Source organism: Streptomyces sp. NBC_00690, from assembly GCF_036226685.1.
Classification (GTDB): Bacteria; Actinomycetota; Actinomycetes; order Streptomycetales; family Streptomycetaceae; genus Streptomyces.
In genome coordinates this window covers 7285250-7295739 of the sequence record NZ_CP109009.1, presented here as the reverse complement: position 1 = coordinate 7295739, position 10490 = coordinate 7285250, and the positions used below count along the sequence as shown (strand labels likewise).

Genomic DNA, 10490 nt, shown 5'->3' with positions numbered 1-10490 from the left:
CGGTCTACTCATCGAAGACCGCGAGCAACGCCCGACCGCGGCAGATCTCCGACTCGGTCACCGAGCTCCGAGGACGTCCGCGGTGAAGCCCGCACAGGTCGCGAGGGACACCAACTCATCGGCCCGTGAACCGCGTAGGCACACCACCGGGTAGCAGTCCGATTGGATGTCGAGGACGGCAAGGGCGGCGCCGATCTCGCGATAGTGCCGACCACAGCCATGAAGGAACGCTTCGGTCGGCAGGAGCATTTCATCGGCGTCGAGCAGCACCCAGGGGTCCACGGACGGACGGGACGCAAGCCCTACCAGCTGGCCCCGGATCTCCTCCGGGTCCTCCTTCCAGTCGAACTCCGCGAGCAGCCGGTGCTCGTCGAGCGCGTCGATGAGCGCTATCCAGGGCAGGTCCGGGACGGGCCCGTCGATGCCCCGGTCCGCCAGCCGTGCAGCGTGGGCGCGGACATATCCCGTGGGGTCGTCGTGCGCACGCAGCACCTGCTCGGCGACGGCTGGACGAGCGGGTGCAAGGAGCTCCGCGATGGCTGCCAGGGAGGTGCGACTCGCATCGGTTCCGGGCATGGTGTGCACTCCTTCGACAGCCGTGCGACTGCGGTCGGTACGGGAGCGGGCGCGCTGGTCGGCGCCCATGAACACCATGACACGGGGGTCTGACACAAGCCGTTGCCGCCGCCCCGCCCTCCGTCGCCTCAACCCGTCGTGGCCTCAGAGCAGTCGGGGCTCAGCGGCCCGGTCCAGGTCACGGCACCGGATCGCGCCAGCGGGCGTGGGCGCGCCGACGCGCCCACGCCCGCGATGAGCCCGCAGAGCCACGAAGCTCCCGTGCGCCGTGCCCGCCTCTTGTCGGTGGCGGGCACGGCGCATGGAGCGTTTTCCTTCCGGTCAGACCTTGGTCGAGTCCTTCAGGTACGGCGCCCCGGTCACGGGCTCCGGCACGGGAGTGGGCGCGGGCCCGCCCTCGCTGAGGCCGTACCGCTCGTGGAGCTTGCGCAGGAAGCGGGGCGCGTACCAGGCTGAGCGGCCGAGTAGGCGCATCGCGGCGGGGACCAGGACCCCGCGTACGGCGACGGCGTCGATGAGGATGGCCAGCCCGCTGCCCAGCCCGAACATCTGCAGGAAGCTGAGTTGGGCCGTCCCGAAGGCGAAGAAGGACACCGCGAGCAGCAGGGCCGCCGCGGTGACGATGCGTCCCGTGTGTCCGAGACCGTTGGCCACTGCGGACTCATTGTCCTCACCCAGATCGTGGAGTTCCTTGATCCGGCTGGTGACGAACACCTCGTAGTCCATCGAGAGGCCGAAGGCGACGCAGAACATCAGCACGGTCATCGACACGTTCATCGGCTGTGGTGTGAAACCGAGCAGGGAGGAGAGGTTGCCGTCCTGGAAGATCCAGGTCATGACGCCGAGGGTGGCCCCCAGGCTGATCAGGTTGAGCAGCAGCGCACGCAGCGGTTGCACGACGCTGCCGGTGAAGAGGAAGAGTAGGACGAAAGTGGTGAGGGCGACCAGGACCACTGCGAGGGGAAGCCGATCGCCGATGGAGTCCTTGGAGTCGACCAGTACGGCGTCGACTCCGCCCACCAGAGCGCCTGATCCGTCGGGCGGAGTGACCGCCCTGACCTGCTCGACCAGTCGCTGGGCCTCGTCCGACTTCGGGGACAGTGCGCTCACGACGTTGATCCGCTGCGCGTCGGGGCGGCCGAGGGCTGCGTTGGCGGGGCCGTTCGTCGTGGGCGTTCCGTCGGTGTAGGTTCCGCCGCTGGTCTCGACGCGGGCGACCCCCTTGAGCCCGGACAGTGCGACCGCGTAGGTCTCCAAGGGGGCCTTGCCCACCTGCTTGTCGATGACGACGTGCAGCGCCGCTTCGTCATTGCCGTTGAAGCTCTTCTCCAGCACCGACGCGACCTGGCGGCTCTGGGCGTCCTCGGGAAGCACGCGTTCGTCCGGTGTGCCGAAGGTGATGCCCAACAGCGGGCTCGCCGCGAGGAGCAGCACCGCAAGCACGGGCAGCGCGGTGAGTGCGGGCCGCCGCATGACAGTGCGGGCCAGTCGCCCCCAGGCGCGCCCGCGGGTCTCGGAGCGCTGCCGGTTCGCCCATGGCAGCCGACCGCTGTTGACCCGGTGCCCCAGGACGACGAACAGGGCCGGCATCACGAACAGGGTGCTGATGGCCGCGATGGCGACGACGCCGATCCCGGCGTATCCGAACGAACGCAGGAAGTACTGGGGGAACACCAGGAGTGCTCCGAGTGCGGCAGCCACGGTCGCGGCGGAGAAGGCGACCGTACGGCCGGCGGTGCTCACCGTCCGCCGGACGGCGTCCTCCACGCTCTCCCCTGCCGCGAGTTGCTCGCGGAACCGGCTGACCATCAACAGGGCGTAGTCGATGCCGAGGCCGAGGCCCAGTGCGGTGGTCAGGTTGATCGCGAAGACGGAGACGTCGGTGACGCTGCCGAGCAGGAAGAGTTCGGCGAACGTGCCGATGACGGCGATCAATCCGATGACCAGCGGCAGCAGGGCCGCGACGACACTGCCGAAGACGAGCAGGAGAAGCACGAGGGTCAGGGGCACGGCGATGGCTTCGGCCAGGATGAGGTCTTCGCCCACCTGGGTTCCCATCTCGTCGCCCACTGCGGCGCCGCCGCCCGCCCGGACCGTCAGGGCGTCTTCGTACGTTCCGGTATAGGCGGCGATGATGGTCTTGGCGTTCTTGCTCTGCTCGGTTTCGTCACCCTTCACATGGGCGAGCACCAGGGCATCGCGGCCGTCCTTGGAGCGGAGGTCGGGGTTGTCCGTGTCCCAGTACGAGATCACGTTCTCCAGGTGCCGCTCCTTCTTGAGGTCGGCAACCAGGGCCCGACCGTTCCGCTCGGCGGCCGGGGTGTCGACCCGGCCTTCGGAGGGACGGACCAGCAGGACGAGGTTCGTCTCCCCTCCGAACTTCTCGCCGATGACCTCCCCCGCCCGGGTGGACTGCGAGGCCGGGTCCTCATATCCGCCGTCCAGCAGCTTGCCGAACGCACCGGTGCCCGCAACACCCATGAGGGCCACAGCCACCACCGCGATGACAAGTATCAACCGGGCCCGGCGTATCACCAGTTCGGCTATGCGTTCAAACACGCGTGATCTCCCTTTTGCGCACTGATCGTGAGAGCCCGGAGACCGGGATCAGGCAGGCCGAAGCAGGGGCGGAGGCGGGGGTGGGGAGCTCCGCGGAAACCTTCACCGCGCCGGAGGCAGACCCGCTGTCGCATTCTTCGTCGCCGATTTCGACGCTAGCGGGGCACTAGAGAATTTGGCAGTGTTAGATTTTTCTAACAAGTTGGCGTTTCTGGTGCTCCTGCGGGAGCTGGCGTCGTAGGGTCGTGGCATGCCTGCGGAAGAACATGTGACGGCCCGGCGTTCCCTGCGCGAGCGGCGTCGGGCCGCCGCCACCCAAGAGATCCTGGACGCCGCTGAGCGGCACATCGTGGAGAACGGCCCGGCGGCCCTGTCCCTGCGTGCGATTGCCCGGGACCTCGGGATGACCGTCCAGGCGCTCTACCACTACTTTCCGAGCTGGTCCGATCTCGTCACGGCGCTGATCACCAAGGCGTACGACGACATGGCCGACGCCGTGCAGGCCGCCGTCGACGAGGCACCGGACGCCCCGGCCCCGGCGCGTGCACTGGTCGCGACCGAGGAGTACCGCCGATGGGCCGTCACCCATCCCGAGCGATTCCAACTCCTCTACGGAACGCCGCTGCGGAAGTACGCGGCACCCGCCAACGGGCCGACCACCCAGGCGATGATCCGGATGAGCAGGATCTTCCAGCGTGAGTTGCTCGACGGGTTCACCACCGCTCAACTGGAAGCGGCCGATGCCCCAGCACTCTCACCCTCACTGCGGACGCATCTGGCACAACTGCCGCCGCACGGTCTGGGAGCACTTCCGCCCCCCGCTACCGCCCTCCTTCTGAGCGCATGGGGGCATCTGCACGGTCTCGTCGTCCTGGAGGTGTTCGGGCACACGGACTTCCTCGGCGACCACCAGGCCGAGATCTTCAGCATGGCGGTGCGGAACCTGGTGAAGGACGTCCGCAGCCGTGTTCCTGACAGTGACTCGGATGCGCTGGCGGCAGGGCCCCTCGCTGGTGGGGGCCTCGCTTCATCCAGCTGACCCGAGTCCGAGGAACCCTGGGCTCGGGCTGGTGGTGTCCCGACAGGGGCGGCGTCGCGGGGCCGGGCCGCACGATGGGCCTGGTGATCTCCGGGGCGACGGCGCGGGCCGAGCGGCTGTACGACATCAGGCACTGGGCGAGTTCAATCGCATCGGTCACTGCGCCGCGATGAAGGTGCCGGAGCTCCTCGCCGAGGACGCCCGGGACTTCTTCCTCACTCGCGTCAAGGCGAACGACGCGGTCATCCGTACGCGCGGAGGATACGGCCGGTGTCGTCGCCTTCGACGCAGTGCAGATAGTGGTCGACGAGTTCGTCCATCGATACCGATCGCATGCCCGGGAAGTGTTCGGCAAAGACATCCACGGAGTCGCCGATCATCGTTGGGCTGACCACATTGATCCGCATGCCTCGCGGTAGCTCGATCGCCGCGGACAGGGCGAAACTGTGCAGGGAGCCGCTGACGACGCCGCCGCCGGTGACGTGCGGCCATGCCTGGTCCGCGAAAACACCGGACGTCAGGGTGAAGGAGGCGCCGTCGGCGCAGTGATGCTGGCCGGTGAGGACCAGATCGGCCTGCCCGAAGAACTTGGCCCGCATGTTCTCGTACAACGCTTCCGGTGTCAGCGTGCTGAACTCGTCGAGCAGCCCGTGCGCAGCGACACTCACAACGCCCTCGACCGCCCCGACCTCGCGGTACATGGCCTCGATGGATGCGTGCGAGACCAGATCGACATGGACATCGCCCGAGGTGCGTCCGGCCACGACGACGTCATGACCGCGGGATCGGAGTGCGGGCACCAGTCGCTTTCCGATGGTGCCGGCACCACCGACCACGAGGATCTTCATCGTGCTTTCTCCCTCCGGGACGGGGATTCTGGCGCGGCTCGTCGGTCGAGGCTCTGTGCCAGCAAGGTGAGAGCGTCTGCGTCCGGGGTGCCGGGGCGGGCGTGGAAGAGGCCGATCTGCTGATCGTCATCCGGCAGGGTGACCGTCTCGTTCGCCAAAGTCACCCGCCCGACGACGGGATGCTCCAGTTTCCACACGTAGTGCGAGCAGGTTCGGACGGGGCGCCGTGCCCACATCCGGGCGAACTCCAGGCTGTTGGAGACGAGTTCGCCAAGGTGCCGTTCGAGTTCGGGGTCGGCGGGGTGCCGCACGAACGCCTGGTGCAGGGCCGCGACCGTGACCTGTGCTTTGGCGGGCCAGTCGCAGTACAAGGCACGGTGGTGCGGATCGAGGAACAGCATGCGGGCGACGTTCGGCCGAATCCGGGTGTTCGGGGCGTCGACCTCGATATGGCCGGCCAGCAGGGCGTGCCCGAGGGGGTTCCACGCCAGGACGTCGGCGCGATGGTCGATCACGATCGCCGGTGTTCCAGACATGGCGGCGAGCAGTTCATGGATCGAGGGCCTCAACCTGCTTCTGCGCGAACGAGGGCGAGTCGGCCGTCTCGGGGCCGCAAGGTTCCGCAGGTGGTCGTGTTCGGCCCGGTCCAGCCGCAGTGCGGCGGCCAGCGCATCAATGACCGCGGGAGAGGCACTGCTGCTGGCTCCCTGCTCAAGGCGGGTGTAGTAGCCGACACTGACCCCGGCGAGTTCGGCAAGCTCTTCTCGGCGCAGCCCCGGAACTCGCCGATGGGTGATGCCGGGTGGTATGCCCGCCGCATCCGGCGTCAGGCGTTCACGCCGGCTGCGCAGGAATCCGCCGAGATCGTTCGCTCCTGTGTTGATCACCGCTCCATCGTCGCGTGAATCGTCCGCGTCTTCCTGCCCCGGACAGGGATACCTTCGCGGTCAACGGACCGCCTCCAGGAAGCTGGATTCCACTCGCCCGGAAGATCGCGTGGACGGGCTCGATCGTGTTCTCGTTCAGAACTACTACGGGCGGCCCGTATCGATTCGATGGCAGCGTTGTGTGAGATTTCGGCGCCAAGACAGGTGCCAGCGCCCTTCACGGCTGACGCAAACGACAGCGCCCCTGCCCGCGGTGCGCGGCCGAATCCGGTTCCTCGGGTCCGACGCGCACCTGTAGTTGTCGGCCAGGGCGGCGGTCCGCAGCACGTCGCTCGTGGACTTCTTGGGCCTATGGCTTCTTGAGCTCAGGTCCTCGTGCCATACCCCTGTCATGACCGCCGGGCTGACCCATCGGAATCCTTCGATGCACGCCCTGACCTGCGTGTTCTCCACAATCAACCGAACGGTGGGCGAGGGCGATGGCGAGCAGAGCATCTGGGGCGCGGTCCACGGCGTACGGCAGGGGCCGCACCTCCGCCGAACACTCGGACTCGACGCTCATCGGCTCCACCTCTTCGGCATTGCGATCAGAACAAGCCATTGACTGGCCGCGCAGTCGCATGCTTGAGTTTCCCACCAGCGAATGTAACTAGTTACATCCTGGAGGTGTGGCTGCCATGAAGAAGTTCGCCTGCCTAGCGCTCGCGCTGGGACTCACCGCGTCCCTGGCCGCCTGTGCGTCGACGAGTACGGGCGGCAGCAAGGGCAATGAGCTGGTCATCGAGGGATACGGCGCCGAGTACCAGAGCATTTTCGAGAAGGAGATCGCCAGACCGTTCACGGAGAAGACCGGCATCCGCATCAAGTACACGGCCGCCGGGTCGGCATCGGAACAGTACGCGTCCATCCGGGCCGCCAACGGCGACCCCGGATTCGACATAGCCGTGATGACCAGCCTTGAGCTGTACCAGGGCAGCAAGGACCGGCTGCTCGCCCCGGTGACGTCGAAACAGGTGCCGAACCTGGCCCGCGTACCGCAGAAACTGCAAGCCAAGACCTACGGCGTCGGTGCGATCCAGGACGTCCAGCAGGTCGTGCTGATGTACCGCCGGGCGCTCTTCCCGAAGCCGCCGACGAGTTGGCAGACGATGTGGGATCCGAAGTACCGCTCGGGCACGCTCATCTTCAACCCCGCCAACATCCTCGGTGTGTACGCGATGCTCAGCGCCGCCGAGTTGGACGGCGGGGGGCTCACCGACACCGATCCCGGCTTCGCCCGGATCAAGGAGTTGGCCAAGTACGCCCTCGCCACTCCACAAGCGTCTGCGGGGGCGGTGCCCTACATGGAGAAGGGCACCGCAACGCTCTTCCCCTACCTGGACGGGCGCGCCGCGATCTACGCCAAGACCACCGACTACGACTACACGGTGCCGAAGGAGAGTTCATACGCGTCGCTCGGTTCACTCGGCGTTCCGGTCGGTGCGACCAATAAGAAGGCGGCGTACGAGTTCATCGACTACTGGCTCTCCGACGAGGTGCAACGACGTTGGGCACTCGCCTACAACGTCGGGCCGGCGGTCACCGGCCTGCCGTTCCCCGCAGACTTCGCTGCCAAGCACATCACCACGGCCGAGAAGCTCGAAAAGATCAAGATCGCAGACCCGGAAACGGTCACGCGCAACCGTACGACCTGGGGCCAACAATGGGCGGAGGCCGTGCGATGACGGCGGCCGTGACAAGCCCGACCCTGGCCACACGGGCGCGGAGGCGGTCCCGATTGCCGTGGCTCACCCTGCCCGCGACGGTGTGGGTCCTGGCCGTCTTCGCGATACCGACGGCGATCCTACTCGCCAGCAGTGTGCTGACCTACGACGGCGCGACGGTGACCGGACCGTTCACCACCGCGAACTACGGCAGCCTCCTGGGTGACGGCTACTTCAGATCGGTGTTGTGGGACACCGTCTGGATCTCGGCGGTGGTGGGCCTGTTGTGTTCGGCCGCAGGGCTCCTGGTCGCACATTTCATCGTCCGCTCCGGCTCACGTTGGCGCACGCTCGTCCTCCTTGTCGTCGTATCACCCCTGGTGTCGAGCGTCGTGGTACGCACCTACGGCTGGCTGGTGCTCCTCCAGGGCGACGGCCTGGTGAACAACATGCTGCTGTGGACCGGGTTGACCGACTCACCGATCGCGTTCATCGGGTCGAAGTTCGCGGTGATCGCCGGACTCGTCCATGTACTCCTGCCGTTCGCGGTGTTCACCGCGATGTCGAGCGTGCAGAGCGTCGACCCGGTACTGGAACGCGCGTCCCGCGACCTCGGCGCTGGGCCCGTGCGTACCTTCCTCCGAATCACACTGCCCCTGATCCGCCCCGGACTCATCGCCGGATTCATGCTGACCTTCGCGATCAGCCTCGGCGCCTACGCCGCCGCGGCCGTGCTCGGCGGCGGCCGGGTGCAGACACTCGCGACCCTGGTCCGCGACCGCATGGTGGTCAGCCTCGAATGGGGGCAGGCGGCGGCGGTCGCGGTGGTCATCCTCGTGGTGGGTGCCTTCACAGTGTCCGCATTGCTGCTCGCCGGCCGCCGATCGCGTAAGGGAGTGTGACGATGCGATTCCGTCCCTGGATTCTGCTGCGCACCGCCTTGCTCACCCTGGTGCTCGCGTTCGTCGCCGTGCCGATGGCCGTCGTGCTCTGGACCTCCGTACAGCCGGACACCTATCCCGCCTTCCCGCCGAGCGGGCTCTCGCTGCGGTGGTGGGAGTCCGCGCTGACCCGCGAATGGCTGTTGCCCATGGCGCTGTCCGCCGAGATCGCCGTGGGCTCCGCGGCCTGTGCGCTAGTGGTGGGAACGGCCGCGGCCTATGCCCTGTCGCGCGGCCCGGTCAGGGGCCGTGCCGCGCTGGAAGGGTTCCTCGCCAGCCCCTTGCTGTTGCCGGAGATCGTGATCAGCCTCTCCGTGGTCCAACTGATCTCGATGCTCAGTGCACGGGGGTTCATCGGCCCGGCCCTGCTCGTGGTGACCCATGCATTGATCGGCATCCCGTTCGTGCTGCGGACCGTGGGCGTGAGTCTGCTCGGGGTCAACCCGCTGTGGGAGCGTGCCGCCCGTGATCTCGGTGCCTCGCCTTGGCGCACGTTCACCACTGTCACCCTGCCCCTGATGCGGTCGGGAATGTTCGCGGGGGCGCTGTTCGCCTTCATCGTCTCGTTCAACAACGTCGAACTCTCGCTGTTCCTCACATCGCGGGACGCGACCACACTGCCCATCCAACTCCTCCAGTACATGGAGTTCCAGTACTCGCCGACCCTGGCATGCGTCGCCGTGACCAGCGTCGTCGGTATCTGTGTCATCGCGGGGGTGGCGTCCCGGTTCGTTCGCCTGACCGAGTTCATCCACGGAGGTACCAAGTGATCGCACGAGTCGACGCCGCCGAGGAGCCGGCCACACGAGCACGTACGGGCGGCTACGCCGTGACCCTGCGGGGCATTCGCAAGCAGTTCGGCTCTGCGGTGGCGGTGGAGGACCTCGACCTCGATGTGCGCCCCGGCGAGTTCCTCACCCTGCTCGGGCCGTCCGGCTGTGGAAAGACGACGACCCTGAACATGATCGCGGGCTTTCTGGCACCGGACGCCGGGCGGATCCTGCTCGACGGTCAGGACGTCCACCGACTGCCGCCCGACCGGCGCGACACCGCGATGGTCTTCCAGCAGTACGCACTGTTCCCGCATCTGACCGTCGGTCAGAACGTCGGCTACGGACTGCGGATGCGCAAACGCCCGAAGGCCGAAGTCCATGTCCGCGTGGCGGGCGCGCTCGACCGTGTCGGTCTCGCCGGGTACGAGGAGCGGATGCCCGGCCAGCTCTCCGGTGGGCAGCAGCAGCGAGTCGCCCTCGCCAGGGCGATCGTGGTGCAACCGAAGGTGCTGCTGTTCGACGAGCCGCTGTCCAATCTGGATCTCAAGCTGCGCGAACAACTCCGCCTGGAGATCAAGCACTTGCAGCGCGAGCTGGGCACCACATCGATCTTCGTGACCCACGACCAGACCGAAGCCCTGGTGATGAGCGATCGGATCGCGGTGATGCGCGCCGGCCGGGTCGAACAGCTCGACACCCCCGACACCATCTACCGGCACCCCGTGAATGCGTTCGTGGCCGGATTCATCGGCCAGTCCAATCTGATCCCCGGAGTGTGCACGGAAGCCGGACCGGACGGATGCACCGTACGGCTGACGACCTCGGACACACTGCGCGCACGGCACGCTGGAGCGGTCGCGGAAGGCGATGCCGTGCAGGTCCTGCTCAGGCCGGAGGCACTCCGCCTGGGTACCGAGGGCGCCGCGGCACCGATCGTCGGCCGAGTGGTCGAGATCGTCAACGAGGGCAGCCTCGCCACCGTCGTGGTGGAGGTCTCCGGGGCGGTCCGGCTGCGGGTCTCCGTACCCGATCCCGGCGCGCTCGGTCTTCCCGCACCCGGCGACGACATAGCCGTCTCCGTACCCCCGGGGGCCGCCCACGCGCTCCCCACAGACCACTGAGACCCGACCGGCCCCAACGAAAGCAACGAGAGAAGAGGAATCC

Annotated in this window: 10 protein-coding genes; 6 read left to right on the top strand and 4 right to left on the bottom strand. The window is 67.5% G+C overall.

The window, feature by feature from the left end:
* Positions 1–57: 57 nt before the first annotated feature.
* Positions 58–576, bottom strand: coding sequence for a DUF6630 family protein (locus OID54_RS31805; protein ID WP_329025177.1), 519 nt, complete (start codon positions 574–576; stop codon positions 58–60).
* Between the two features lie 321 nt (positions 577–897).
* On the bottom strand, positions 898–3135 hold the full coding sequence (locus tag OID54_RS31800) for an MMPL family transporter (RefSeq protein WP_329025176.1): 2238 nt from the start codon (positions 3133–3135) through the stop codon (positions 898–900).
* Positions 3136–3385: 250 nt separating this feature from the next.
* Between OID54_RS31800 and OID54_RS31795 the strand changes: the two genes are divergently transcribed.
* Positions 3386–4174 carry a TetR/AcrR family transcriptional regulator gene (locus OID54_RS31795; protein ID WP_329025174.1) on the top strand — a complete coding sequence of 263 codons (789 nt, stop codon included), beginning with the start codon at positions 3386–3388 and terminating at the stop codon, positions 4172–4174.
* A 242-nt stretch (positions 4175–4416) separates the two neighbouring features.
* Here the strand turns inward: OID54_RS31795 and OID54_RS31790 are convergent, their stop codons facing one another.
* Positions 4417–5022 carry a short chain dehydrogenase gene (locus OID54_RS31790; protein ID WP_329025173.1) on the bottom strand — a complete coding sequence of 202 codons (606 nt, stop codon included), beginning with the start codon at positions 5020–5022 and terminating at the stop codon, positions 4417–4419.
* Positions 5019–5909 (bottom strand): helix-turn-helix transcriptional regulator, encoded by an 891-nt coding sequence (locus tag OID54_RS31785; RefSeq protein WP_329025171.1) that lies wholly within the window; start codon positions 5907–5909, stop codon positions 5019–5021. Before OID54_RS31785 ends, OID54_RS31790 begins: the two co-directional genes overlap by 4 nt.
* Before the next feature lie 391 nt (positions 5910–6300).
* Between OID54_RS31785 and OID54_RS31780 the strand changes: the two genes are divergently transcribed.
* The 5 genes from OID54_RS31780 to OID54_RS31760 all read left to right on the top strand — a co-directional run bounded on the left by OID54_RS31780 (position 6301) and on the right by OID54_RS31760 (position 10447).
* Complete coding sequence (locus OID54_RS31780; RefSeq protein WP_329025169.1) at positions 6301–6513, top strand: hypothetical protein; 213 nt, start codon at positions 6301–6303, stop codon at positions 6511–6513.
* A gap of 73 nt (positions 6514–6586) precedes the next feature.
* Positions 6587–7633, top strand: a complete 1047-nt coding sequence (locus OID54_RS31775; protein WP_329025168.1) for an extracellular solute-binding protein — start codon at positions 6587–6589, stop codon at positions 7631–7633.
* A gap of 8 nt (positions 7634–7641) precedes the next feature.
* Entirely contained in the window at positions 7642–8514 is an 873-nt protein-coding gene (locus tag OID54_RS31770; protein ID WP_329025167.1) for an ABC transporter permease, read from the top strand.
* Between the two features lie 2 nt (positions 8515–8516).
* Positions 8517–9323, top strand: a complete 807-nt coding sequence (locus OID54_RS31765; RefSeq protein ID WP_329025165.1) for an ABC transporter permease — start codon at positions 8517–8519, stop codon at positions 9321–9323.
* On the top strand, positions 9320–10447 hold the full coding sequence (locus OID54_RS31760) for an ABC transporter ATP-binding protein (RefSeq protein ID WP_329025163.1): 1128 nt from the start codon (positions 9320–9322) through the stop codon (positions 10445–10447). Before OID54_RS31765 ends, OID54_RS31760 begins: the two co-directional genes overlap by 4 nt.
* The last annotated feature ends 43 nt before the right edge of the window (positions 10448–10490 follow it).